Origin of the sequence: Paracoccus methylarcula, from assembly GCF_003007735.2 — a bacterium.
GTDB classification, from domain to species: Bacteria; Pseudomonadota; Alphaproteobacteria; order Rhodobacterales; family Rhodobacteraceae; genus Paracoccus; species Paracoccus methylarcula.
This window is the reverse complement of the sequence record NZ_PXNQ02000001.1, coordinates 404650-429559: the sequence shown is the minus strand read 5'-3', so window position 1 is coordinate 429559 and position 24910 is coordinate 404650. Positions and strand designations below refer to the sequence as shown.

General features: G+C 62.2%; 21 protein-coding genes, 1 tRNA gene and 1 pseudogene. 7 read left to right on the top strand and 16 right to left on the bottom strand.

Going from position 1 to position 24910, the window contains the following annotated elements; all coding sequences use genetic code 11:
* Nucleotides 1–17: 17 nt before the first annotated feature.
* From A7A09_RS01955 to A7A09_RS01920, 8 genes and pseudogenes are all read right to left on the bottom strand, one after another.
* The gene (locus A7A09_RS01955) at nt 18–782 is read right to left on the bottom strand and encodes a flagellar motor protein MotB (protein WP_106689782.1); all 765 of its coding nucleotides are present in this window, start codon (nt 780–782) and stop codon (nt 18–20) included.
* Between the two features lie 96 nt (nt 783–878).
* On the bottom strand, nt 879–2099 hold the full coding sequence (locus A7A09_RS01950; protein ID WP_106689780.1) for a phenylacetate--CoA ligase family protein: 1221 nt from the start codon (nt 2097–2099) through the stop codon (nt 879–881).
* 9 nt (nt 2100–2108) lie between these two features.
* The gene (locus tag A7A09_RS01945; protein WP_106689778.1) at nt 2109–2930 is read right to left on the bottom strand and encodes an ABC transporter ATP-binding protein; all 822 of its coding nucleotides are present in this window, start codon (nt 2928–2930) and stop codon (nt 2109–2111) included.
* A 52-nt stretch (nt 2931–2982) separates the two neighbouring features.
* Entirely contained in the window at nt 2983–4266 is a 1284-nt protein-coding gene (locus A7A09_RS01940) for an ABC transporter substrate-binding protein (protein ID WP_106689776.1), read from the bottom strand.
* 58 nt (nt 4267–4324) lie between these two features.
* The gene (locus A7A09_RS01935) at nt 4325–5401 is read right to left on the bottom strand and encodes a branched-chain amino acid ABC transporter permease (protein ID WP_106689774.1); all 1077 of its coding nucleotides are present in this window, start codon (nt 5399–5401) and stop codon (nt 4325–4327) included.
* 138 nt (nt 5402–5539) lie between these two features.
* Entirely contained in the window at nt 5540–6523 is a 984-nt protein-coding gene (locus A7A09_RS01930) for a branched-chain amino acid ABC transporter permease (RefSeq protein ID WP_436277769.1), read from the bottom strand.
* Between the two features lie 24 nt (nt 6524–6547).
* Complete coding sequence (locus tag A7A09_RS01925; RefSeq protein ID WP_106689770.1) at nt 6548–7360, bottom strand: ABC transporter ATP-binding protein; 813 nt, start codon at nt 7358–7360, stop codon at nt 6548–6550.
* Nucleotides 7357–9332: pseudogene (locus tag A7A09_RS01920) on the bottom strand (AMP-binding protein). Before A7A09_RS01920 ends, A7A09_RS01925 begins: the two are co-directional and overlap by 4 nt.
* A 208-nt stretch (nt 9333–9540) precedes the next feature.
* Here A7A09_RS01920 and A7A09_RS01915 point away from each other — a divergent pair.
* The 3 genes from A7A09_RS01915 (at nt 9541) to A7A09_RS01905 (ending at nt 12634) form a co-directional block, all read left to right on the top strand.
* Nucleotides 9541–11412, top strand: coding sequence for a PAS-domain containing protein (locus A7A09_RS01915; RefSeq protein ID WP_106689769.1), 1872 nt, complete (start codon nt 9541–9543; stop codon nt 11410–11412).
* Nucleotides 11409–12110 (top strand): response regulator transcription factor, encoded by a 702-nt coding sequence (locus A7A09_RS01910; protein WP_106689767.1) that lies wholly within the window; start codon nt 11409–11411, stop codon nt 12108–12110. The genes A7A09_RS01915 and A7A09_RS01910 overlap by 4 nt, the downstream gene beginning before the upstream one ends.
* 137 nt (nt 12111–12247) lie before the next feature.
* Entirely contained in the window at nt 12248–12634 is a 387-nt protein-coding gene (locus A7A09_RS01905) for a PaaI family thioesterase (RefSeq protein ID WP_211341011.1), read from the top strand.
* Nucleotides 12635–12744: 110 nt separating this feature from the next.
* Here the strand turns inward: A7A09_RS01905 and A7A09_RS01900 are convergent, their stop codons facing one another.
* A complete protein-coding gene (locus tag A7A09_RS01900; protein WP_106689765.1) occupies nt 12745–14199 on the bottom strand; it encodes an aldehyde dehydrogenase family protein in 1455 nt (484 codons plus the stop codon).
* Between the two features lie 174 nt (nt 14200–14373).
* On the opposite strand from A7A09_RS01900, the gene A7A09_RS01895 reads away from it, so the two are divergent.
* Both A7A09_RS01895 and A7A09_RS01890 read left to right on the top strand, forming a co-directional pair.
* On the top strand, nt 14374–15030 hold the full coding sequence (locus A7A09_RS01895; protein ID WP_106689764.1) for a peroxiredoxin: 657 nt from the start codon (nt 14374–14376) through the stop codon (nt 15028–15030).
* 79 nt (nt 15031–15109) lie between these two features.
* Nucleotides 15110–15907: a hypothetical protein gene (locus A7A09_RS01890; protein WP_148043602.1), complete on the top strand. Its 798-nt coding sequence runs from the start codon at nt 15110–15112 to the stop codon at nt 15905–15907.
* A gap of 3 nt (nt 15908–15910) precedes the next feature.
* Here the strand turns inward: A7A09_RS01890 and A7A09_RS01885 are convergent, their stop codons facing one another.
* The 6 genes from A7A09_RS01885 to A7A09_RS01860 form a co-directional block, all read right to left on the bottom strand.
* The gene (locus A7A09_RS01885; RefSeq protein WP_106690033.1) at nt 15911–16687 is read right to left on the bottom strand and encodes a hypothetical protein; all 777 of its coding nucleotides are present in this window, start codon (nt 16685–16687) and stop codon (nt 15911–15913) included.
* A gap of 173 nt (nt 16688–16860) precedes the next feature.
* Nucleotides 16861–19005 (bottom strand): polyribonucleotide nucleotidyltransferase, encoded by a 2145-nt coding sequence (gene pnp / locus A7A09_RS01880; protein ID WP_106690032.1) that lies wholly within the window; start codon nt 19003–19005, stop codon nt 16861–16863.
* A 110-nt stretch (nt 19006–19115) separates the two neighbouring features.
* Entirely contained in the window at nt 19116–19385 is a 270-nt protein-coding gene (gene rpsO, locus A7A09_RS01875) for a 30S ribosomal protein S15 (protein WP_106689760.1), read from the bottom strand.
* 175 nt (nt 19386–19560) lie between these two features.
* Complete coding sequence (locus A7A09_RS01870; protein WP_106689758.1) at nt 19561–20064, bottom strand: DUF1643 domain-containing protein; 504 nt, start codon at nt 20062–20064, stop codon at nt 19561–19563.
* 128 nt (nt 20065–20192) lie between these two features.
* Nucleotides 20193–20318: a type B 50S ribosomal protein L36 gene (gene ykgO, locus A7A09_RS01865; RefSeq protein ID WP_076527305.1), complete on the bottom strand. Its 126-nt coding sequence runs from the start codon at nt 20316–20318 to the stop codon at nt 20193–20195.
* 81 nt (nt 20319–20399) lie between these two features.
* A tRNA-Val gene (locus tag A7A09_RS01860) sits at nt 20400–20474 on the bottom strand.
* 175 nt (nt 20475–20649) lie between these two features.
* Between A7A09_RS01860 and A7A09_RS01855 the strand changes: the two genes are divergently transcribed.
* Complete coding sequence (locus A7A09_RS01855; protein ID WP_106689757.1) at nt 20650–21501, top strand: N-formylglutamate amidohydrolase; 852 nt, start codon at nt 20650–20652, stop codon at nt 21499–21501.
* Nucleotides 21502–21531: 30 nt separating this feature from the next.
* Nucleotides 21532–22428, top strand: coding sequence for an SPFH domain-containing protein (locus tag A7A09_RS01850; protein WP_106689755.1), 897 nt, complete (start codon nt 21532–21534; stop codon nt 22426–22428).
* A gap of 340 nt (nt 22429–22768) precedes the next feature.
* Here A7A09_RS01850 and glgX read toward each other — a convergent pair whose 3' ends face one another.
* Nucleotides 22769–24859: a glycogen debranching protein GlgX gene (gene glgX, locus A7A09_RS01840; RefSeq protein ID WP_106689753.1), complete on the bottom strand. Its 2091-nt coding sequence runs from the start codon at nt 24857–24859 to the stop codon at nt 22769–22771.
* Nucleotides 24860–24910: the final 51 nt, after the last annotated feature.

Genomic DNA, 24910 nt, shown 5'->3' with positions numbered 1-24910 from the left:
CGCGGAACGCTTTCGGCTTATCTCAATAAAATCACTTCAATGCGGTTATTGGCAGGCGCCATCGGATTGCCTTCACGGTTCTTGCGATCCGCATAGCCCGTGACCCGTTGCACGCGCCGGTCCGGCAATCCCGCCTGATCAAGCAGGTTACGCATCGTATGTGCCCGTGCGTCCGACAGCGCCCATACCGGCGAGGAGACCAGGGTTTCCGGATAGGCACGGACATGGCCGGATATTGCCAGATCGTTCCGGGTCCCTTTCAGGACACGTGCCAGCAACGAAGCCAGATCCTTCAGGACAGGCCGAGCCTGGGCCGTGTCATCGACGAACAGGGGCTCGTCCGTCAGGTCGGTTACCTCGATCACCAGCCCTTCATCCGTCATCCGTGTCACGACATGACGAAGGAGATTGCTCATCTGCATGGACTCGGCCCCGGTCCCGGTCAATGCGTCCTGAACCTGCTTGGCCACCTGTTCGAAATCGCCGGCCTTTTCCGAATCAGGAAGGTTTTCAGTGATCGCATGCCGGACGCCTATCTCGATATCGTCGCCATCCGCTCCGGATTTGTGGACGATCGTCGGGTTGAAGTAGTCGGCGAGGCCGGATCTTTGCTGTTCGGTTGTGGCGTTCAGCAGCCACATCAGCAGGAAAAAGGCCATCATCGCGGTGACGAAATCCGCATAGGCCACTTTCCATGCACCACCATGATGCCCGGCTTCGCCGCCCCCGACATCGCGCTTGATAATAAGTACGGCCCCTGCGGACCCCTTGTTCGCCGCCATTTCGCCACCCGGATCAATGTTTCATCAACGAGAACATCCGGGCAACATGCCACTAAGACAAGTTAACCGCTCAAATACGAATATTTAAAGATTTCTTCACTTATAACTGCGCCTGTCCTCGATCACCTTGCCATCATTGGGCAAGCTCCCCGGCGGCACGATCTCGACCCGCCCCCTGAGCTTCAGCATATCCACGACTGAAGCCGCATAGGCCTCGGAGGAATCGGCCAGCGATTCAACCTGCACGGTCATCACATCCCGCTCTCCGTCGCGTTCGGCGATCACGCGGGCGCGGACGATCTCGGGGTGGCGGGCCATGAAGGCCGCCACCTGTTCGGGGCGCACGAACATCCCCTTGATCTTCGTGGTCTGATCGGCACGGCCCAGCCATCCCCTGATGCGCATATTGGTTCGGCCGCAGGGCGAGAGGCCCGGCATCACAGCCGACAGATCCCCGGTGGCAAAACGCAGCAGCGGATAATCGGGGTTCAGCGTCGTCACTACGACCTCCCCCACCTCTCCTGCGGGAACCGGATCGCCGGTGCCGGGACGGACGATCTCGACGATCACGCCCTCATCGACGATCATGCCGTCAAGCGCATCGCTTTCATAGGCGATATTGCCCAGATCGGCTGTGGCATAGCATTGCCGCGTGACGATTCCGCGATCCGCATAGCCCTGCCGCAAGGAAGGGAACAAGGCCCCCCCTCCGACAACGGCCCTGGTTATCGACAGGCGTTTGCCCATCTCGTCCGCGCGCTCAAGGATGACCTTCAGGAAATCCGGAGTGCCCGCATAGCAGGTCGTGCCGATATCGACAGCGGCAGATACCTGCAGATCGGTCTGGCCGGTGCCGGCAGGCAGCACGGCGGCATCCACGGCCCGCGCCCCGGATTCGAACATCATCCCGGCAGGTGTCAGGTGATATCCGAAACAATTCTGCACGATATCGCCGGGTCCGACCCCCGACGCATGCAGGAACCGGCCCAATCGCCACCAGTCCCCGGAATGCCGGCCCGGTTCATAGATCGGACCGGGACTTTGGAAAATCTGATCGAACTCATTGGCGGGCCGGGTAGTATACCCCCCAAAAGGCGGAGATTTCTTCTGCGCCTCGGAAAGTTCAGCCTTCCGGATCACCGGCAGCCGTGCGAGGGCGGCAGGATCGGCGATATCCTCCGGCTCGATATCGCGCAGAAGCCGCGCCAGGGCGGGAGCGGTCTTGGCACGCGCGATCACGAGCGGCAAAGCCTCGGCCAGCGCGGCCTCCCGCGTCCCGGGATCGCGGGTTTCCAGATCATCATAATAGCCGGTCATAATCGCTCCTCAGGCCAGCCAGCGTTTGCGGCGGCGATAGCTTCGCACGTCGCGGAAGGATTTGCGGCCCTCGTCCGACATGCCCAGGTAGAATTCCTTCACATCGGGATTTTCCCGCAATGCGGCGGCGGGGCCGTCCATCACCACCCGGCCATTTTCAAGGATATAGCCGTAATGCGCGTATCGCAGGGCGACATTGGTGTTCTGCTCGGCCAGCAGGAAGGTCACCCCTTCGCCCTCGTTCACCGCCTTCACGATCTCGAAAATCTGCTCGACCAGTTGCGGGGCCAGTCCCATCGAGGGCTCATCCAGCAGGATCATCTCGGGGCGGGACATCAGCGCGCGCCCCATCGCCGTCATCTGCTGTTCCCCGCCCGAGGTATAACCGGCCTGCGATTTCCGCCGCTCGCGCAGGCGCGGGAAATATTCATAGACCATCTCGAGGTCACGCTTGATGGCCGCAGCCCCGTCACGGCGGGTATAGGCGCCGGTCAGAAGGTTTTCCTCGACGGTCAGGTGCTCGAAGCAATGCCGCCCCTCCATCACCTGGATAACACCCCTGGTCACCAGTTCGGCGGGATTGCGGGCTGCGACCTTTTCACCGCGATAAAGGATGCTGCCCTTGGTGACCTCGCCCCGCTCGCTGGCGAGCAGGTTCGAGATCGCCTTCAGCGTGGTCGTCTTGCCGGCCCCGTTTCCGCCCAGCAGTGCGGTGATCCCACCCTTGGGCACCGCCAGGCTGACACCCTTCAATACCAGGATGACATGGTTATAGATCACCTCGATATTGTTGACTTCCAGCAGGGTTTCACTGTTTTCGGCGTCAAACATGGCGGTTCTCCACGATTCGGCCCGGCGGCGGTAACCGCCGCCGGGATTGGCATCAGCAGTCGCGCGGGGTGATCCCGGCTTCCTTGGCATAGGCTTCGCTGTCCTCGGCGATCAGCGGAGCGATGATCTCCTGATCCGGCTCGGTGAACTCCGAAATCAGGTTCCATGCCTTCGCCTCGGCATCCCATTGCTGCATGCGGGCCATGCCGCTGCCGCCATGGTTGTCACAGCTCAGCTTGATCTCGGGTCCGAAATCGGGAAGCCCCAGCTCCTCCAGCCGCTCGGGAGTTATATCGAGCTGTTCGAAGCCGTCACGCAACTGCTCGGGAGTGATCTCCGACACCCCGGCCAGTTCCTGCGCCTTGCGGATCGCCTCGGAAATTACCAGCGCCGCATACATTCCCCGCGAATACAGCACCGAGCCGACATGTTCGCCGCCCTGCGACGCCTTGCCCGGATCGATCACATATTCCTGCAACTCGTCGTAAACCGGGTAATCCTTGCCGACACCATGGAAGGTCAGCGCCTTGTAACCATCGGCCTTGGCTCCGACCGGCATCACATCGACCTCGGAACCAGACCACCAGATGCCGATGAAATTCTCCATCGGAAAACGGATATTGGCGGCCTCCTGGATCGCGGCCTGGTTCATCACGCCCCATCCATACATGATGACGTAATCGGGACGATCCCGGCGGATCTGCAGCCATTGACTTTTCTGTTCCTGCCCCGGCGCGTCGATCGGGATCTCGGACAGGCTGAAACCGTGTTTCTCGGCGAGTCCCTGCAAGGTCCGGATCGGTTCCTTGCCATAGGCCGAGTTATGATAGACCAGCGCGATCTTCTTGCCGCTCAGATCGCCGCCGTTCTCGTCCAGCAGATATTTGATCGCAACCGAGGCACCGTCCCAGTAATTCGCAGGCGCGTTGAAGACCCATTCGAACACCTTGCCGTTCTTGCCCGAGGTCCGTCCGTAACCCGGCGTATACAGCACCTTCTTGTCCACCGCGACCTTCGGGATCAGCTGGTAGGTGATGCCGGTGGACAGCGGGTTATAGATCAGCGCGCCGGTGTCCTTGGTCGCCTCGTAGCATTCGACCCCTTTCTCGGTATTATAGGCCGTCTCGCATTCGGGCACCTGGATCTTCTCGCCGCCGATGCCGCCGTCGCGCTCGTTCAGCAGCGTGAAATAATCGTTGAAACCATCGGCATACTGCGTGCCGTTGGCACCGTAGGCCCCGGTGCGATAGGACATGTTCGGCACCACAAGGTCGGCCATTGCGGGTGCCGCCGCCATCATCCCGGCTACAACAAGTGCTGTGAGTTTCGGTTTCATTCGGGTCTCCTCCCCAGAAAGTTGAACATTGCCGGCTCTCCGGCCGTTTCATTTGAAATCAGTGCGGGAACGGCCAGAGCCGCAGCTTTTCCTTGGTCAGCGCCCAAAGCCGCGCCAGGCCATGCGGCTCGGCGATCAGGAAGAACACGATCAGCGCACCGACGATCATCAACTCGATATGGGCGGCCAGATCGGTAGGCCAGCCCAAACCACCCACCAGCAGGTTTTTCAGCAGGACCGGCAACAGCACCATGAAGGCCGCTCCCGCGAAGCTGCCGAAGATGCTGCCGAGCCCGCCGATGATGATCATGAACAGGACCAGGAAGCTCTTGTTGATCCCGAAGGCCTCGCCCACCTCCGCTGCGCCCAGGTAGACCGAGAACAACAGCGCGCCGGCAATACCGACAAAGAAACTGGACACGGCAAAGGCCGACAGCTTGGCGGTCAGCGGGTTCACCCCGATGATCTCGGCGGCGATATCCATGTCCCGGATCGCCATCCATTTACGCCCCGACATGCCACGCGTCAGGTTCCGCGCCACCCATGCGAGGGCAAAGGCGAAGACCAGGCAGATCAGGTATTTCGCCGGGGCGCTGGTGGCCGGGCCGGTGACGGCAAAGCCGAGGATCGTGCGCTCGGGCGCATTGATCTGGCCCGAGGCCGAGTAATTGTAGAACCACGGCACCTTGTTGAAGAGCCAGACAAGAAAGAACTGCGCGGCCAGCGTGGCGACGGCCAGGTAGAACCCCTTGATCCGCAGCGAGGGCAGCCCGAACAGCATTCCCACGATCGCGGTGATTCCGCCGGCCAGCAGGATGTGGATGACGATGTTGATCTCGGGGAAAGAGGTCATCAGCTTGTAGACGGCATAGGCGCCGACCGCCATGAATCCCCCGGTCCCCAGGCTGACCTGCCCGGCATAGCCGGTCAGGATATTCAGCCCCAATGCCGCGATGGCGTAAATCAGGAAGGGCACGAACACCGCATTCGCCCAATAGTCGTTAATGATGAACGGCACGATCAGGAAGGCCACCGCAAGTGCCGCGTAATAAGCCCACCGGTCCAGCCGGATCGGGAATGTCTGCCCGTCATCACGGTAGCTGGTCTTGAAATCGCCTGCCTCACGATACAGCATCGCGGCGCTCCTCTTCTATGCCTTGCCGCGGGGGCTTCGCGCCCCCGCACCCCCGCGGGATATTTCCGTGAAGAAGAAACGCGAAATCCCTCTTCTTCATGCAAATATCCCCGCCGGAGGCATGAAATCGCTCCATCATCAGACCCTCTCGATGATCCGCTCGCCGAACAGCCCTTGCGGGCGGAACACCAGGAAGAGCAGCGCCAGCACATAAGCGAACCAGTTCTCGGTCGCGCCGCCGATCATCGGGCCGACGAAGAACTCGAACAGCTTCTCGCCTACGCCGATGACCAGCCCGCCGACGATGGCGCCGGGGATCGATGTGAAGCCGCCCAGCATCAGCACCGGCAGCGCCTTGAGCGCGATCAGCGAGAGGCTGAACTGTACGCCCGACTTGGTGCCCCACATGACACCCGCGACCAGCGCCACGAAACCCGCGATTGACCAGACCATGACCCAGATGAAACGCAGCGAGATGCCCACCGACAGCGCCGCCTGATGGTCATCGGCAACCGCCCGCATGGCGCGGCCCTGCTTGGTATATTGCGCAAAACCGACAAGGGCGGCCACCAGCAAGGCGGCGATCAGGGTCGCCCAGATATCCAGACGGTCGATGAAGAAGCCGTAGCCGAACCATTCCGCCGTGGCGGTCTCGATGGTTTCCGAGATCCCCTGCGGCAGCCCGACATCCAGGTTCTTGATATCGGCTCCCCACATCACGTCGCCCAGCCCTTCGAGGAAATAGGCCAGCCCGATCGTCGCCATGAAAAGGATGATGGGCGCCTGTCCGATCAGATGCTGAAGCACCAGTTTCTCGATCAGGAAGGCCAGCAGCACCATCACCGCGCCGGTCAGGAGGATCGCCAGCACCGACGGCACGGTCCAGCCGAAATGCTCGATATGTGTCCCGAACATGGCATTGATCATATGGGCGAAGGGCACCTGTCCCTGCTGGATGCCGACCAATGTCAGCGCCGCGAACAGCGCCAGCACGCCCTGCGCATAGTTGAACACGCCCGAGGCCTTGAAGATCAGAACGAAGCCAAGCGCGACCAGCGCATACATGACCCCGGTCATGAGCCCGTTCAGGAGCACTTCGGCGGCGAAAAACATCTGGTCCATCAGGTTGCCTCCCATGGGCATAGATCAGTCATGGGCCACCCCCAGATAGGCATCGATGACCTCCTGGTTGTTGCGCACCTCGTCGGGCGTGCCGTCGCCGATCTTGCGGCCGTAATCCATCACCACCACCCGGTCCGACAGGTCCATGACCACGCCCATGTCATGTTCGATCAGGGCAATGGTGGTGCCGAACTCGTCGTTGACGTCGAGGACGAAGCGGGACATGTCCTCCTTCTCCTCGACATTCATTCCCGCCATCGGTTCGTCCAGCAGCAGGATCTGCGGCTCGGCGGCAAGCGCGCGGGCCAGTTCGACACGTTTTTTCAGCCCGTAAGGCAGGCGGCCGACCGGGGTCTTGCGGATATTCTGGATTTCCAGGAAATCGATGACGCGCTCGACCCGCTCGCGGTTCTCGATCTCCTCGCGTTCGGCCGCGCCCCACCACAGGGCCTGCGACAGGAACCCGGCCCGCATCCGGTTCAGCCGCCCGGTCATGATATTGTCCAGCACGGTCATGCCATCGAACAGGGCGATGTTCTGGAAAGTCCGGGCGATGCCGAGGCGCGCGACCTGGTAGGGTTTCATCGGTCCGCGGCGCTGACCCTTGAACCAGACCTCGCCCTCCTGCGGGACATAGAAGCCCGAGATCACGTTCAGCATCGAGGACTTGCCCGCGCCATTGGGGCCGATGATCGCCCGGATCTCGCCCTCGCGGATGTCGAAGCTGATATTCTTGATCGCCTCGACCCCGCCGAAGCGCAGGGTGATGTTCTTCATCTCCATCAGCGTGCCGCCGATCTGGCGGCCATCGGCAGTGATTTCCGTCTGCTGGTTCATTGCGCCGCCACCTTCTGCGCTTGCGCCGCACCGAAGACCTGCACGTCCTCGATCTTCAGCGTCGCCTTGATCTTGCCCTTGCGGCCGTCCTCGTAAGTGACCTCGGTCTCGGTATAGATACTGTTCGAGCCGTCATAGAGCGCATCCACCAGATCGGCGAATTTCTCGCCGATGACGGCACGGCGGACCTTGCGGGTGCGGGTCATCTCGCCGTCATCCGGGTCCAGTTCCTTGTGCAGCACGAGGAAACGATGGATCTGGCAGTTCGACAGCATCTCGTCCCCGGCGACCGAGCGGTTGACCTCTTCGACATGGGCCTTGATGGTCGCGTAGACCTGTGGATGGCCGGCCAGTTCCTGATAGGAGGCATAGGCGATATTGTTCCGCTCGGCCCAGTTGCCGACGGCGTTCAAGTCGATATTGATCATCGCGGTGCAATAGTCGCGCCCGTTCCCCAGCACGACGGCTTCGAGGATATTGGGATAGAATTTCAGCTTGTTCTCGACATATTTGGGCGCGAACATGCTGCCATCGGCCATCTTGCCGACATCCTTGGCCCGGTCGATGATGCGCAGATGGCCCGTGGATTCCTCGAAGAACCCGGCATCGCCCGTGGCCACCCAACCTGCCGCGTCCTTGGTCGAGGCAGTGCTGTCGGGATTCTTGTAATATTCGACGAAGGTGCCGGGGCTGCGATAGAAGACCTCGCCATTGTCGCCGATCTTCACCTCGACACCGGGAGAAGGCACGCCGACCGTATCGGAACGCACCTGCCCGTCCGGTTGCTGGGTGATGAAGACCGAGGCCTCGGTCTGGCCGTAAAGCTGTTTCAGGTTGATCCCGAGCGAGCGGTAGAAGTCGAAGATCTCGGGACCGATCGCCTCGCCGGCGGTATAGCCACGCGGATACGGCTGTAGCCAAGGGTGTTTTTCAGCGGTCCGTAGACCAGCAGATGGCCCAGCCCATAGGCCAGCCGGTCGCCGAAACCGACCTGCTCGCCATCAAGGATCGTCGGGCCGACGCGCCTTGCCACCGCCATGAAGCGATGGAACAGCCAGCGCTTGAACCGGCCCGCATCCTCCATCCGGATCATCACCGTGGTCAACTGGCCCTCGAATACGCGGGGCGGGGCGAAGAAATAGCTTGGCCCGATCTCGCGCATGTCGGTCATCATGGTATGGGCGCCCTCGGGACAGTTCACGGTAAAGCCCGCCCAGAGCGCCTGCCCCATCGAAAAGATGAAATCGCCGACCCAAGCCATCGGCAGATAGGCGACGATCTCCTCGGCTTCCGTCAGGCGATCGAAATCGCAGCTGTTCTTTGCCGTCTCGATGATGTTGCGGTTCGACAGCACCACGCCCTTGGGCTTGCCGGTCGTACCTGACGTATAAAGCATCACGCAGGTGCTGTCGTAATCCAGCCAGGCAATCCGGCTGTCCAGTTCAGGCCCCAACCGCGTTGCCGCCGCCCGCCCCTCTTGCTGCACATCGGCCAGCGCGTTCATGCGGGAATGGTCGTATTTCCGCATGCCGCGCCTGTCGGTATAGACGATCTGCTCGATCCCCTTCACCGTCTCCTCGACCTCGAGGACCTTATCGACCTGCTCCTGGTCTCCGCAGAGGACGAAGCGCGCGCCGCAATGTTCCAGCACATAGGCCATCTCTTCGGCCACCGCGTCCTGATAGAGCGGCACCGGAATGGCGCCGCACATCTGCGCCGCGATCATGCCCCAGTAGTGCGCTGGACGGTTGCGTCCGATGATCGCGACGTAATCGCCGGGCTTAAGGTCCAGAACCAGAAGCCCGAGCGCCAGGGCGCGGACCTCTTCGGCCGCCTCTGTCCAGCTCCAGCTTTGCCAGATGCCGAATTCCTTCTCGCGATAGGCGGGCCTGTCGCCGAAACGGACCGCATTCCGCGCCAGCAGCGCCGGAATGGAATGCAACTCACCCGTGGGCGCGTGCTGCTCCGTCATGTCTCCTCCCTGATGCGCGCGATTCTTTTGCGCGTCGCCCGGAACCTCCTCCGTCCCGGATGGCGATCACATTTGCCGCCAATCTTTGCCGCAGTTTTGCGCGAATCCTACGAAATGTTACAGCACTTCCGCGAATTGCAAAGCGGTGCTATCGGAGAACAGAGGGCGGAGGAGGGCAGATGACGGATCACCGGAGCAGGAGCAGGCCATGACGCCCGAGGAACTCCGTGCCGATCTGACGCGTTCGGGGCTCAATCTCATCGGGCAGGCGCTGTCGATCTTCGACGCCGACCTGCGGCTTGCCGTCTCGAATCGTCAGTACCAGGCGATGTTCGCCCTACCAGACGAATTGGTGCAACCCGGCACCAGTTTTGAAGAAACCATCCGCCAACTCGTCCATCGCGGCGAATACGGGCCGCAGGACGATCCCGAGGCAGCCGTGGCCTCCCGCGTGGAACAGGCCCGCACCTTTCAGCCACATTACTTCGAGCGCCAGCGCGCCAACGGCAGATGGATCGCCGTGGAAGGCGCACCACTGTCGCAGGGCGGCTGGATCACCGTCTATACCGACATTACCGAGATCAAGCGTCAGGAATCGCTGCTGCGTGCCCGTTCCGAGGAACTTTCCGAACAGGTGCTCGACCATGCCGAGCGCCTCGCCGCCGCCAATCGCGAACTCGCCGCCACCAATGCCGCCCTGCAAGAGGCACAGCATGTCCTGATGCGCACCGAGGCCCGCACGCGGCAGGTGACCGAGATGGTTCCCGCGCATATCGCCCATCTGGACACCGATTACCGATATACCTTCTCCAATCGCCAGCAGCCGATGGTCTTCCCCGGCAGCATCGGCGATGTCATCGGCAGCACCGTCGAAGAGGCCCTGGGAGCGCAGGCCTTCGCCACCTTGCGCCCCTGGATCGATCGCGCATTGGCCGGCGAATCGCAGGTCTTCGAGATGACGCACAAGCCCTCGGGCCGGCGTATCCGCATCGCCCTGACCCCGGATCGGATCGGCAAGGGGGCCTATGTGCTCTCGACCGATGTCAGCGCCGAGGTGCAGGCCCGCGAGGCACTGAGCCATGCCAGCAAGCGCAGCCTCGCCGCGCAGCTCACTTCGGGCATGGCGCATGATTTCGGCAACCTGCTGACCATCATCCTCGGCTTGCAGGGGAGGCTGGCCGCGATGCCCCTGCCTGCCGAGGCCGCCGATGACGTGCAGGCCACCCTTGCCGCCGCCCGCCGTGGCGCCGCGTTGCTCGAACGATTGGCCAAGATCAGCGGCCCGCGCGAGATGTCGCTGCAACCCGTCGAACTGCCGCCCCTTCTGCGCGAGGTGGTGGCGCTCGCCCGGCCATCTCTTGGTGACGGGGTGACGCTTGGATTATCCGTCGAACTGCCGGAAACGTCCCTGCTGCTCGATCCCGGCGCCTTGCAGGATTCGCTTTTGAACCTGATCCTGAACGCCAATGCCGCCATGGCCGGCCCGGGGCATATCGCCCTGACCGCATCCACCAGCGGCGAGTGGATCGAGATCACCGTCGCCGATACCGGCCCCGGCTTCTCGGACGAGGCCCTGATCCGCGCGACCGAGCCCTTCTTCAGCACCAAGAAGAACCAGGGTTCCGGCCTTGGCCTGTCGATGGTCTATGACCAGACCAAGCTGGTCGGCGGCACGATGCGGCTGGACAATGGCCCCGACGGCGCGCGCGTCACCCTGCGCCTGCCCCGCCGTCCCGTGACACGCCAGATGGTTCTTCTGGTCGAGGATGACGACATGATCCGCACCGATATCCGCAGCCAGTTGACCGGTTTGGGGCACGCGGTCATCGAGGCCGCCAGCCTGAGCGAAGCGCAGGCGATGACCGATCTGCCGGGGCTGACGATGATCCTGTCGGATATCCAGCTTGGCGACGGGTTGGGGTTGGACCTCGTGGCCGATCGGCTACCAGTCGTGCTGATGACCTCCATGCCGCCGGGCGATCCGCTCCGCAACGATGCGCCGGGGCCGGTCCTGACCAAGCCCTTCACCACCTCCAGCCTCGCCACTGCCCTGGCCGAGGCAAGCAAGGATTCCGCATGACCGATGCCCCACTGATCGCGATTCTCGATGATGAACCCGAGATCCGCCGCCTGCTGTCCTCGGCACTGGAAGAGGCCGGGTTCCGGACGCAGAGCTTTGCCCGCGCGTTGGAATTCGAAGCGGCATTGCGGCGCATCACCCCCGATGCCTGCCTGATCGATCTTGGCCTTCCCGACCGCGACGGATTGGCACTGGTCCATCGCCTCGCCACGGAATCGGGTGCCGCGATCATCATCATCTCCGGCCGCGCGCAGGTGCAGGACAAGGTGACCGGGCTGGAACTTGGCGCCGATGACTACATCATCAAGCCATTCGAGCCTGCCGAGGTCGTCGCCCGTATCCGCGCCCGCCTGCGCCGCCCCGCCCAGCCACCGGGCCGCAGCGGTCAGACAGTCCGCTTCGCCGATTGGACCGCCGATTTCGACCGCTACATGCTGACAGCCCCGGACGGCACCGAAGCCCCGCTCAGCCACGCGGAGGCCGAGGTCCTGCGCATGTTCATCGACAATCCCCGCCGCCTGATCACCCGAAGCCAGATGCTCGACACGCTAGGCGGCACGGCGGGAGACAGCTTCGACCGGGCCATGGATGTCCGCATCTCGCGGTTGCGCACCAAGCTGGGCGAAGACCCGAAAAATCCGCGCCTGATCAAGACGATCTACGGTGCGGGCTATATATTCCTCGCGGAGATCACGTGACATTGCCGCCATCCGCATGATTCCGTTCGGAGGCACCCCCTTGTCAACCGGACGCGACGTCATGCTGGCCTGCTCATCAAGAGGCATCGATACTGCCGCTGCAAGGAATTCGGGAGCCCGGCATGAATCAGGATGCGATGCTCGATCTGGCGCGTTCGATTTTCACGCAGCAGGCCTTCACCCGGTATCTGGGCGCAGAGCTGGTGGAACTCCCGGGGAACGGGGCGGTCATAGAACTGCCCTTGCGCGACGAGCTTCGGCAGCAGCACGGATATGCCCATGGCGGAGCGTTGTCATATCTTGCCGATAATACGCTCACATTCGCCGGGGGGATGGCATTGAAGGGCGACACCCTCACATCCGAATTCAAGATAAACTACCTGCGGCCGGCGAGGCGGCATTGCTGCGGGCCGAGGCCAGCGCGATATCCGTTTCCGGACGCCAGGCGGTCTGCCGATGCGATATCTTTGCCGTTGATGGCGAAGGGAAAACACTCTGCGCGACTGCTCAGGGAACCGTGGTGAAAGTGTCGAAAGAGTAAAGCATTTCCAGCAAAATCGGATAGCGGGATTTCGCGGCAGGATCGAAAAGCAGCCCATCGGGCTGCTTTTCATGGCGATGTCAGCAGGGCAAGTTACCCCGCGTCGCGGTCCCAACCGCTGATGAACTTGGAATCCATGAATTCTTCCAGACCCATCACGCCGCCTTCCCGCGCCCGGCCCGACATCTTGACCCCGCCGAATGCCGATCCCGCCCCGCGCGATTCGCCATTCATCTCGATCATGCCCGCGCGCAATTGCCGCGCCACCCGGTTGCGCTTGGCGCCGTCCTGCGTCTGGACGTAATTGGTAAGCCCGTAAGGTGTGTCATTTGCGATCGCGACGGCCTGTTCCTCGTCGTCGAAAGGAATGATCGACAGAACCGGGCCAAAGATTTCCTGCTGCGCGATGGTCATGTCGTTGCGGACATCGGCAAAGACCGTCGGACGCACGAAATAGCCACGATTGACGCCTTCGGGCAGGCCGGGACCGCCCGCGGCCAGGCGCGCGCCTTCGTCGATACCCGCCTGGATCAGACCCTGGATCTTGTCCCATTGCTGCTTGCTGACCACCGGCCCGATATGATTGCCGGATTGATGGGCGGTCGCGACCGATGTCTCTTCCGCCACCTTCGCCGCCGTCTCGACGGCGCGGTCATAGGCCGAGCGCTCGACCAGCATCCGGGTCGGCGCGTTGCAGGACTGGCCGCTATTGTTGAAGCAATGCTGCGCACCACGGATCACCGCCTTGTCGTCGGCATCGGCAAAGACGATATTCGCGCCCTTGCCGCCCAGTTCCAGCACGACCTTCTTCAGCGTGTCCGCCGCCGCCTTGCTGATCGCGATCCCGGCGCGGGTCGAGCCGGTGAAACTGATCATCTCGACATCCTCATGGGTGGACAATTGCGTGCCCACGCCCGCGCCATCGCCATTCACCAGGTTGAAGACACCTTTCGGCAATCCCGCCTCGTCCAGGTATTCGGCGAATACCATCGAGGACAGGGGCGCGATCTCGGACGGTTTCAGGACCACGGTATCGCCAGCCAGCAGCGCGGGAATCACCTTGAGCGTCACCTGGTTCATCGGCCAGTTCCAGGGCGTGATCAGCCCGACAACCCCGATCGGCTCCCAGGCCACCATCGTGGTGGGGGCGTGATCGCCAAGCGGTCGAATGAATTCGAACTCCTTGAAAGCCTTGATGAAGTTCTTGATATGCCCACGTCCCGCGCCGACCTGAGCGGCCAGAGACATATCCTGCGGCGCGCCCATTTCGTGGCTGATCGCCCATGCCATGTCACCAGCTCGGCGTTCGTAGATCTCGAGGATCTTCTCGACATAGCCCAACCGCTCGGTCGGGGAAGTCCGCGACCATGCAGGGAAAGCCGCCTTCGCAGCCGCCACGGCGGCATCCGTGTCTTCCTGGCCGCCGAGACTGATCACGGCCACCGCTTCCTCGTTCGACGGATCGACAACTTCCAGATCATTGGCCCTGGCCGGATCGACCCATTGACCGTCGATATAGAATTTGCGTTTATCAAGCAGCGTGTCCATCTTGTCCTCCTGAGATATGCCGATCAGAAAGTGACATCGCGCCCCGCCCTCCGCAAGGGCCGTATGGCGGGCGATCTGCCCGGGGGCCGGTCAATCTGCGACATCCTGACAGGCTGGCAATCCCCGCCCGGACACCTATGTTGATGGCAACGCAACCAGACGAAAGGACCGCCCATGTCTCTGCGCATCAATGATACCGCTCCGGATTTCACGGCCAACTCGACCCAGGGGGAAATCCGCTTTCATGAATGGCTGGGCGACAGCTATGCCATCGTCTTCAGCCATCCGCGCGATTTCACCCCGGTCTGCACGACCGAATTCGGCGTCGTCGCGCAATTGGCGAGCGAGTTCGAGAAACGCGGCACCAAGGTTATCGGCGTCTCGGTCGACTCCGTCGGAGATCACGAAAGATGGCAACGCGACATCGAGCAGGTCGCCGGAACGCCTGCGAATTTCGCCATCATCGACGACAGCACGCTGACGGTCGCCAAGGCCTATGACATGCTTCCCGCAGATTACTACCTGCCCACCGAGGGACGCACGCCCCAGCATTCGGCCACGGTCCGCACCGTCTTCATCATCGGCCCCGACAAGAAGGTGCGCCTGACGATGACCTATCCGATGTCGGTCGGCCGCAACTTCGCCGAGATCCTGCGGGCGCTTGACGCGGTGAAGAAAACCGATGGCGCGCCGCTGGCGACCCCCGCCAACTGGGTGCCGGGTCAGGACGTGATCGTCGCGCTGGCGCTGGACGACAAGGCAGCCGAGGAAAAATACGGCAAGCTGGATTTCAAGCTGCCCTATCTGCGTTTTGCCAAGGATCCGGCGTGAGAGGCCAACGGCCCCATTCCCGCATATTGTACCGGGCCGGCGATATCGTCGGCCCGAATATCAATCACAGCGACGATGCATGACGAAGTTTACCGCGAAATTGATCCTTTTCGGGATGCCACGCCACATTCCCTCCTTTGTCGATAGTTTTGAAGAGAACATCCTCGCTCCGTTACATGAGCTAGGCGGCGCCGTAGAAGTGGTCGGTCAGCTCAACCTTCCGCGACAAATAGAAAATTCCCGATCAGGTGAATTGGGGCAAATCGCCGAACCGAATGCGATCATTCACCGCTTCCCCGATATCTCGCTGCGGAGCCAGGCCGATGATGAAATCGCCGGGGAACTGGAATTCTACAAGCGTTATCCCGACCGTTGGGACGACGATTACGCCTCGTTGCGCAACCTGTTGCATCAGCAAAAGTCCCTCCAAGCCGGAACGAAACTGGCATTGACCGATCCGGCCGATCTTTATGTCTTTCTTCGCCCCGATCTCGTCTATCTCGATTCGCTGCACCCGGTCTTTGCAAGGGCTCTCGCGCGTCCCGGACCTGCGATCCATACCCCGGCATGGCTGACTTGCCGGGGCCTCAACGACCGAATCGCCATTACCACCTCGGGCCGGTCGGCTGACATCTACGGTTCGAGGATGAAATTCGGTCCCAGCTTTGTAGGCGAATATGGCAGGGGCCTGCATTCCGAACGCTTGCTTGCCTATACCCTGGGCACGCAGCGCATTCCAAATCGGTTTTTCCCGGAACGCGCGGCACGTTGCCGGATCGGCGGACAGACGGTAGATGAAGATTTCACCATAAAATGGCGCGTCAAGGCTCGCACGCTGGCGAGGCTGCAACTCGCGCCGAGCAGCTTTGCAAAATAGAGTTCATCCTTCCCACGCGCGGCGCAGCCAGCCGATATTGCCGATGCGACGATACCAGCGATGCCCGCCTCCGGCGAAGACATCGGCCATTTTCGGCTCGCCCGCGAAAAGGACGATCTTCGCGCCGTCGGGCAGGCCGGGAGCCTTGACATAGCTGAGCAGGTTTCGCGGCACGCAATCATTCTTGAAACTGACGCACCAGCCCCTTGGCCAATAGCTCAAATACCCATACTCCGCCAGTTGCGCCGACTGGAATTGCTGGCTGATCTCGTATCGCGCGGTCGCGGCGGCAGGATCGGCAAGATAGGCGTCGAGGATATAATCATGCGCGCCGATCTCGAAGCGGAAGACACTGGAATTGCCGACACTGTGCAGGAATGCGTCACGCTCGGGATTGATCTTGCGCAGCGGCTTGGGGCGGAACAGGTCGTCATCGCGGATGATGAAGAAGTCCCCCGGCAGGTCGAAAAACGGCGACAGGTCATCAACCACAACCAGATCGATATCCAGAAACAGGGCAGTTCCCCGCAACCCGCCCAGATCACGGCGGAACAGGGCCAGCTTGCGCCACCGCGTATCCCCATGCCCCTCGGGCAGTCCCAGTTCCGGCAATGGCTGCGCCTCGATCCCGGAATCGAGCCCCGAAGTGTCATCGGTGAAACAGACGAAGCGATGCGGGCGGGACAGGTGGCGGCGAACCTGCCGAAAAAGCCGGTTCACATCATCGGCACTGTAGAGCGTGCCCCATTTCATGCAAATAACGCTTACCGGTTCCGTCATCATGGCTCCTTCGCTCGTCCGATGGGCGTGAATATTCGGTCGCGCAATCCTGTCATCATTACCGGCGGTGCCGGAACAAGGATGGGCCAGTCAGACATCACGCATCACCGTGGAATGTCGGGAACAGGAAACCGGCCCCGATGCAACCATCGGGGCCGGGAACGGAAAAGAGCTTACCCTTCGGTCGTCTCTTCCTTCTTCTCGGTGATTTCCTCGCCGGTCTCCTGGTCGACCATCTTCATGCCAAGGCGCACCTTGCCGCGGTCGTCGAAGCCCAGCAGCTTGACCTTCACTTCCTGGCCTTCCTGCAGAACCTCGGACGGATGGCCAAGGCGGCGATTGGCGATCTGGCTGACATGCACCAGCCCGTCGCGCTTGCCGAAGAAGTTCACGAAAGCGCCGAAATCGACCAGTTTCACCACCTTGCCGGTGTAGACCTGGCCCTCTTCGGGTTCGGCCACGATCGAGTGGATCATGTCATAGGCCTTCTTGATCGAATCGGCATTGGCCGAGGCGATCTTGATCACGCCGTCGTCGTTGATATCGACCTTGGCGCCAGAAACCTCGACGATCTCGCGGATGACCTTGCCGCCCGAGCCGATCACTTCGCGGATCTTGTCGGTCGGGATGTTCATCGTCTCGATGCGCGGGGCATGGGCGCTGAACTCGCGGCGGCCTTCGGTCAGGGCCTTGCCCATCTCGCCCAGGATATGCATCCGGCCATCACGCGCCTGCGCAAGCGCCTGCTCCATGATCTCGGGCGTGATGCCCGCGACCTTGATATCCATCTGCAGCGAGGTGATCCCCTGATCGGTCCCGGCAACCTTGAAGTCCATGTCGCCGAGGTGATCCTCGTCGCCCAGGATATCGGTGAGGACGGCGAAACGCCCGTCGTCTTCGAGGATCAGCCCCATGGCGACGCCCGCGACCGGAGCCTTGAGCGGCACGCCCGCATCCATCATCGACAGGGACGATCCGCAAACCGTTGCCATCGAGCTCGAGCCGTTCGACTCGGTGATCTCGGAGACCAGGCGGATGGTATAGGGGAAATCCGTCTGCGCCGGCAGCACCGCCTGAAGCGCGCGCCATGCCAGCTTGCCATGACCGATCTCGCGGCGGCCCGGAGGGCCGAAACGCCCAACCTCGCCGACCGAATAGGGCGGGAAGTTGTAATGCAGCAGGAAGTTCGAGCGGAAATTGCCGTGCAGCGCATCGATGATCTGCTCGTCATCGCCGGTGCCGAGCGTGGTCACGATCAGGCCCTGCGTCTCGCCGCGGGTGAACAATGCCGAGCCATGGGTGCGCGGCAACAGGCCCACTTCGCAATCGATCGGACGGACAGTCTTGTTGTCGCGGCCGTCGATCCGTGCGCCGCCATCGATGATGTCGCCGCGCAGGATGCCCGATTCGAGCTTTTTCAGCGCCGAGCCGAGGTTCTCATCGGCCAGTTCCTCTTCGGTCAGGCTTTCCTTGACCTTGGTCTTGGCGGCAGCAATGGCGTCCTGGCGCTCGCTCTTGTCGCGGATCGCATAAGCGGCGCGCATATCGGCCTCGCCCAGTTCCTTCACGCGGGCGTAAAGCACCGAGTAATCCGGCGACTGGAAGTCGAACGGCTCCTTGGCGGCTGCCTCGGCAAGCTGGATGATCAGGTCGAGGACCGGCTGCATCTGCTCATGGCCGAATTTCACGGCACCGAGCATCTCGGCCTCGGAAAGCTCATAGGCTTCCGACTCGACCATCATCACGGCGTCCTTGGTGCCGGCGACGACCAGGTCCAGGCGCTGCTCGGGGTTCTGACGCAGGTTGTCCATGTCCGAAACCTCGGGGTTCAGGACATATTCACCATCGACGAAGCCCACCCGGGCGGCACCGATCGGCCCCATGAAGGGCACGCCCGAGATCGTCAGTGCGGCCGAGGCGGCAATCATGGCGACGATATCGGGATCATTGACCAGATCGTGGCTGAGCACCGTGCAGATCACCAGCACTTCATGCTTGAAGCCCGGCGCGAAGAGCGGGCGGATCGGACGGTCGATCAGGCGCGAGGTCAGCGTCTCTTTTTCCGAGGGACGGGCTTCGCGCTTGAAAAAGCCGCCGGGCACCTTGCCCGCGGCATAGAATTTCTCCTGGTAATGCACCGTCAGCGGGAAGAAGTCCTGACCGGGCTTCGGTTCCTTCGCGAAGGTGACAGCGGCCATGACGCTGGTCTCGCCCAGGGTGGCGATGACCGAGCCGTCGGCCTGACGGGCGACCTTGCCCGTTTCCAGCGTCAGGGTTTCCTGGCCCCACTGGATCGATTTCTTCACTTCATCAAACATCGTTTTCCTTACCGGCACGGCCCCTGCCGCGCCTTCATCATGCCGGCGCCCGGCCCCATTGCCCGGCACCATAAGAAAACGCGCCCGTCCAGCGGGCGCGTTTCAAAAGATCAGCGGCGCAGACCCAACTTGCCGATCAGGGCAGTGTAGCGCGCTTCATCCTTGCGCTTGAGATAGTCCAGCAGCTTCCGGCGCTGCGCGACCAGCTTAAGCAGACCACGACGCGAGTGGTTGTCTTTCTTATGCGTCTTGAAATGCTCGGTCAGCGTCGAGATACGCGACGTCAGAATCGCGACCTGCACCTCGGGCGAACCGGTATCGCCTTCCTTGGTGCCGTAATCCTTGATGACCTTGGCCTTTTCCTCAACAGTAATCGACATCGGGGTCCCCTTTCATATCAGAGCGTTATGGCGCAGGCCGGGATGTCGTCCAGCACTGGCCCATGGAGTATCGCCGCCAGGCGGAAGCCATGCGGATGAGGGCGTATAGAAGGTTTTTCCACAAAAGAAAAGCGTTCTGTGACGATGACACCAACCGGCTGCCGAACGCGTCGAATCACCGCCACGGCACCGGCTGCGCGGCATAACCGATATACAAGGGATGCCGCGGCGCGCCATGCCTCGTCTGCCCGAGATGCCACAGGCCGCGCCCGGTTGCCCGGAGCATCCGCTCGACCGCCTGACCACGGCCCAGATGATCGCCATGCGCGCCCCATGCGCAAAGGATGCGGTCGGCCCAGGCTGCACTGTCAAGCAATATCCGGTCATTCTCGGCCCCGACCGGCTCGGGCGCCCGTTTCAAATCCTGCGGGCGGGTCGCCCGGTAGGCAAAGATATTCACCACCCGGAACGCGCCGAAGCCCAGGGCACGCGCCCGGCGCTCGCAGCGCTCGACGGTGGGATCGTTGCGCTGCTCATCCGCGGTCGAAGGGTTGAGCATGACGAAAAGCAGCCGCTCGCCCGCGGCCCATTCCCGGGTCAGCGCATAGCGATAGGCCTCGCATTGCGAATAGAGCGCGGTGGATCGCATATTGCCATCCTGGTGGTGACGCTCGATCATCGCTCTCCCCCAAAAGGCATTGCCGGAAAAATGGGCACCGGTCGCCTTGGAACCGAACCAATACGCAACCGCATGAAAAAACCCGCCGGAAAGGGCGGGTGATTTCGTCTTCGCGGTGATCCCGCCGATCAGCCCTGACGGGCCTTGAAGCGGCGGTTGGTCTTGTTGATCACGTAAACGCGGCCCTTGCGGCGCACGACACGACAGTCGCGATGCCGGCTCTTGAGCGAGCGGAGCGAGTTGCGAACCTTCATCGGCCTTCTCCTTCATCGCGGCGCGTCGCAGCCGCCAGGAAAACGAAATGCCCCCGACACCAGCCGGGGGCGGCGAAATAATGGTGGGCGGTACTGGGATCGAACCAGTGGCCACTACGATGTCAACGTAGTGCTCTACCGCTGAGCTAACCGCCCGAACCTCTGGTGATTCCGCCGCAATCGATGAAGAATTGCAGGCGCAACCGCCTCGGTCCGCGTGTCTATACAGACGCCTTAAGCAGGTTTCAAGACCTATTGGAACAGCCGCGCTCTGGTCTATAAGGTAATTGTATCTTGGAGGTTGGGGAATGGTTTTTTGACAAGGCCTGACATGCCGTTTTCATTGCAACGCCCGGATCACTGGACGAGTGGCGTCATTTTCGCCTCACCCCATTCGGGCAGCGAGTATCCCGACTGGTTCCTCGAGAACACGTCATTGCCGATGAATGCCCTGCGCTCGTCCGAGGATGCTTTCGTCGACAGGCTCATCGATTCCGCTCCGGATCATGGCGCGGTGGCCCTCTCCGCCCGCATGCCGCGCTGCCTGATCGACTTGAACCGGGGGCCGGACGAGATCGATCCGCTGGTGGTGCGCGGCATTCCCCGGCACCCTCTCAACCAGCGCACGATTGCCGGGCTGGGGGTGATTCCCCGTGTCGTCGCCCAGGGACGCGCGATCCACAACCGTCCCATCGACCGGGCCGAGGCCGAGCGTCGAATCGATGCCTATTGGCGCCCCTATCACCAGGCGCTTAACGCCCTGATCACCGAGGCACAGGCACGTTTCGGCCAGGCAATCCTGATCGACATGCATTCCATGCCGCATGACGCCCTGTCCCATCTGCATGATCCCCGCCCGGAATTCGTTCTGGGCAATCGCTATGGCCTGTCGGCGGCCGCCCGGGTTCTGGACGCGATCGCCGGCGTAATCGAGGACGAAGGATGGAGGGTCCGCCGGAATTCTCCCTTCTCGGGGGCCTATATCTGCTCGACCTATGGGCGGCCGGGGCACAACATCCATGTCGTGCAGGTCGAGATCGACCGATCGCTTTACATGAACGAGTCGACGATCACGCCGCTCCCTGAATTCGACAATTTCTCCGGCCGGCTGGCCAATGTGATTCGCAGGCTCTCGGCCTTCGATTCAGGTGCGATCTCCGGGGAAAGCATCGCCGCGGAATAATTCATTAATCTGGAATAAAAAGGTTTTCTCATGCAAGATTTGACGACGATCCTTGGCGATCTGCTTGGCCGGAACCTGGTCCTCATCGTTCTCGCAATCGTGATCTTCCTGGCGATCAGCCGCGCCGTCCGCATCGTTCCGCAATCCCAGAAATATGTCGTGGAACGTTTTGGCCGGCTGCGGTCCGTGCTGGGGCCGGGCATCAATTTCACCGTGCCGTTCCTGGATCGCGTGGCGCACAGGATCTCGATCCTCGAACGCCAGCTGCCCACCAATCGCCAGGACGCCATCACCGCCGACAACGTGCTGGTGGAGGTCGAGACATCTGTCTTCTATCGTATCATCGAGCCGGAAAAGACCGTCTACCGGATCCGCGACATCGACCCCGCCATCGCCACCACGGTCGCGGGGATCGTGCGCTCCGAGATCGGCACGGTCGAGCTGGACCAGGTGCAGTCGAACCGCTCGCAACTGATCCAGCGCATCCGCGAATCGCTGGTGAATGTCGTCGATGACTGGGGAATCGAGGTGACCCGGGCTGAAATCCTCGACGTCAACCTGGACGAGGCGACGCGGGCGGCCATGCTGCAACAGTTAAATGCCGAACGCGCCCGCCGTGCACAGGTGACCGAGGCCGAGGGCAGGCGCCGCGCGGTCGAACTGGCCGCCGATGGCGAGCTCTATGCCGCCGAGCAACAGGCCAAGGCCAGACGCATATTGGCCGAGGCCGAGGCCTTTGCGACCTCGACCATCGCCGAGGCGATCTCGAAGAACGGATTGCAGGCGGCGCAATACCAGATCGCGATGAAACAGGCGGATGCGCTGACCGAGGTCGGCAAGGGTGCCGGCAAACAGACTGTCATCCTTCCCTCCGCCGCGCTGGAATCATTCGGTGATGCATTCAAGCTGTTGGGAGGCAAGGCGTAATGATCTGGCTCAACGGTTGGCTCTGGATCATCATTGGGCTGGTCCTGGCGGTGCTGGAACTTTTTGCGCCGGGTTGGTTCTTCATGGGAATCGCTGCGGCCATGGGGCTGATGGGTTTGCTGCTGGTCAGCGGCATCTGGTCGGCAGAGCTGCCCCTGACGCTGGTCGTGACGGCAGTGTTGTCGGGCGTGATCTGGCTGATCCTGCGCCGGGTCGCGGGCGCAACAAGGGACAGGTGCGGACCTGGGATCGCGATATCAACGACTGACGAGCGGCAACCCCAAGCAGGTATTTTCCACGATGAAGAAGGGGCGGGACGTCCTGACTGCCACTGCTCCGGTCATCCCGCTTCCCCGGCCCCGCACATGACGAAGGCCGTGACGCTGTCGGCCGCGATCGTCTCGGCCTCTGCCGCCAGATCATCGGTCTCGTCGTCGCGGGAACTGTCCAGACGCCGCCGCCATGCCTTGCCATCTGCGATGTCGGGCAAGCGCACCTGCGCCTCCGCCCCGGCGTTGAAGACCAGGAAGACCGCTCCGGGCAGGGCCGCGTAGGGGGGCGTGCCCGAGGCCATCCGCATCTCGACCGCCAGCAGGCGCAACTCGGGATTGGTCCAGTCCTCCTCGCGCATCGGCTCGCCATCGGCGCGGCGCCAGAACAGGTCGGGCAGACCGTCCTCGCGGCGCGGGCGGCTGTGCAAGAAGCGCCTTTGCCGCAGAATCGGGTGGGCCTTGCGGAAGCCGATCACCCGGCGGCAGAACTCCAGGAAATCCCGGTCGGCGCTGTCCCAGTCCACCCAACCCGTTGCATTGTCCTGGCAATAGGCATTGTTGTTGCCGCCCTGCGAATTGCCCAACTCGTCACCCGCAAGGATCATCGGCGTGCCCTGCGACAGCATCAGCGTCGCCATCAGGTTGCGGCGGCGGCGGGCGCGGCGGGCTGTCACCTCGCTGTCATCGCTCGGCCCCTCGACACCGCAATTATCCGAGACATTGTGATCGTGGCCGTCGCGGTTATCCTCGCCATTGGCCTCGTTATGTTTCTGGTTGTAGCTGACCGTATCCATCAGCGTGAACCCGTCATGCGCGGCGATGAAATTGACCGAGGAGGTTGCCGCCCGTCCGTCATGATCGAACCGAGCCGCCGATCCGGCGATGCGCTTGGCCAGCTTGCCGATCAGCCCGGCATCGCCTTTCCAATATCCGCGGATCTGGTCGCGGAAACGGTCGTTCCATTCCGCGAAGGGCGCGGGATAGGAGCCGAGCTGATAGCCTCCCGGCCCGATATCCCATGGCTCGGCGATCAGCTTGACCCGGTTCAGCACCGGGTCCTGACGCACCGCGCGAAAGAAGGGGCCGTCGCGGTCGAACGCCCCGCCGGTCCGGCCCAGAACCGAACAGAGGTCGAAGCGGAAACCGTCCACATGCATCACCTCGACCCAGTAACGCAATGAATCCATGACCAGCCTGAGTGTGAAGGGGCTGTCCATGTTCAGCACATTGCCGGTGCCCGCGTCATTGACGTAATAGCGCCGATCCTCGGTCAGCCGGTAATAGGCGGCGTTGTCGAGGCCGCGAAAAGACAGGGTCGGCCCCAGTTCATTGCCCTCGGCGGTGTGGTTGTAGACCACGTCGAGGATCACCTCGATCCCCGCCCGGTGGAACTGCGCGACCATCTGCTGGAACTCGGCTATATCGCCGTCGCGCATGTAGCGCGGCTCGGGCGCGAAGAAGCCATAGGACATGTAGCCCCAGTAATTGACCAGCCCCTTCTCGGTCAGGAAGCGGTCGTCCTTGAAGGCATGCACCGGCAAAAGCTCGATCGCGGTCACGCCAAGATCGTTCAGGTGGTCGAGGATCGGGTCGGAGGCCATCGCCAGATATGTGCCCGGTTCGGGGATGCCGTGACGTCCGGCGGTCAGGCCCTTCACATGCGCCTCGTAGATCACCGTTTCGGTCCAGGGATGGCGCAGGGGGCGGTCGTCTCCCCAGGCAAAGGTGGGATCGACCACCAGCGATTTCGGCATATAGGCCGCGCTGTCCCGCCGGTCGAAGCTGAGATCGGCATCCGCATGTCCGGCGCGGTAACCGCAAAGCGCATCGTGATTGACGGGCTTGCCGCTGAGGCGCTTGGCATAGGGATCGATCAGCAGCTTGTTGGGATTGAAGCGATGGCCCTCTTGCGGGGCATAGGGGCCGTGGACGCGATAGCCGTATCTCTGGCCGGGCCGAAGCCCCGGGATATAGCCATGCCAGACATGTCCCTCGCGCTCGGGCAGGTCGATACGGGTTTCGCGGCCCTTTGCGTCGAACAGGCAGAGCACCACCCGCTCGGCATGTTGCGAGAAGACGGCGAAATTCACCCCGGCGCCGTCAAACGTGGCGCCCAGGGGGGTCGGGAGTCCTGCGGTGATCGCGTATCTGTCAGTCATTCCCGGTGCTTATCAGCGAATTGTAAAGGTCCGGTTGCCAATCCGGCCCAA

Bases quoted from the DNA above. Each gene is read 5' to 3' on its own strand.
- pnp (WP_106690032.1), bottom strand. From the start codon at position 19,005: ATGTTTGATGAAGTGAAGAAATCGATCCAGTGGGGCCAGGAAACCCTG.
- A7A09_RS01940 (WP_106689776.1), bottom strand. From the start codon at position 4,266: ATGAAACCGAAACTCACAGCACTTGTTGTAGCCGGGATGATGGCGGCG.
- A7A09_RS01925 (WP_106689770.1), bottom strand. From the start codon at position 7,360: ATGAACCAGCAGACGGAAATCACTGCCGATGGCCGCCAGATCGGCGGC.
- A7A09_RS01910 (WP_106689767.1), top strand. From the start codon at position 11,409: ATGACCGATGCCCCACTGATCGCGATTCTCGATGATGAACCCGAGATC.
- A7A09_RS01955 (WP_106689782.1), bottom strand. From the start codon at position 782: ATGGCGGCGAACAAGGGGTCCGCAGGGGCCGTACTTATTATCAAGCGC.
- A7A09_RS01950 (WP_106689780.1), bottom strand. From the start codon at position 2,099: ATGACCGGCTATTATGATGATCTGGAAACCCGCGATCCCGGGACGCGG.
- rpsO (WP_106689760.1), bottom strand. From the start codon at position 19,385: ATGTCGATTACTGTTGAGGAAAAGGCCAAGGTCATCAAGGATTACGGC.
- A7A09_RS01915 (WP_106689769.1), top strand. From the start codon at position 9,541: ATGACGCCCGAGGAACTCCGTGCCGATCTGACGCGTTCGGGGCTCAAT.
- A7A09_RS01945 (WP_106689778.1), bottom strand. From the start codon at position 2,930: ATGTTTGACGCCGAAAACAGTGAAACCCTGCTGGAAGTCAACAATATC.
- A7A09_RS01935 (WP_106689774.1), bottom strand. From the start codon at position 5,401: ATGCTGTATCGTGAGGCAGGCGATTTCAAGACCAGCTACCGTGATGAC.
- A7A09_RS01850 (WP_106689755.1), top strand. From the start codon at position 21,532: ATGCAAGATTTGACGACGATCCTTGGCGATCTGCTTGGCCGGAACCTG.
- A7A09_RS01885 (WP_106690033.1), bottom strand. From the start codon at position 16,687: ATGACGGAACCGGTAAGCGTTATTTGCATGAAATGGGGCACGCTCTAC.
- A7A09_RS01895 (WP_106689764.1), top strand. From the start codon at position 14,374: ATGTCTCTGCGCATCAATGATACCGCTCCGGATTTCACGGCCAACTCG.
- glgX (WP_106689753.1), bottom strand. From the start codon at position 24,859: ATGACTGACAGATACGCGATCACCGCAGGACTCCCGACCCCCCTGGGC.
- A7A09_RS01855 (WP_106689757.1), top strand. From the start codon at position 20,650: ATGCCGTTTTCATTGCAACGCCCGGATCACTGGACGAGTGGCGTCATT.
- A7A09_RS01890 (WP_148043602.1), top strand. From the start codon at position 15,110: ATGACGAAGTTTACCGCGAAATTGATCCTTTTCGGGATGCCACGCCAC.
- A7A09_RS01930 (WP_436277769.1), bottom strand. From the start codon at position 6,523: ATGGACCAGATGTTTTTCGCCGCCGAAGTGCTCCTGAACGGGCTCATG.
- ykgO (WP_076527305.1), bottom strand. From the start codon at position 20,318: ATGAAGGTTCGCAACTCGCTCCGCTCGCTCAAGAGCCGGCATCGCGAC.
- A7A09_RS01905 (WP_211341011.1), top strand. From the start codon at position 12,248: ATGCTCGATCTGGCGCGTTCGATTTTCACGCAGCAGGCCTTCACCCGG.
- A7A09_RS01870 (WP_106689758.1), bottom strand. From the start codon at position 20,064: ATGATCGAGCGTCACCACCAGGATGGCAATATGCGATCCACCGCGCTC.
- A7A09_RS01900 (WP_106689765.1), bottom strand. From the start codon at position 14,199: ATGGACACGCTGCTTGATAAACGCAAATTCTATATCGACGGTCAATGG.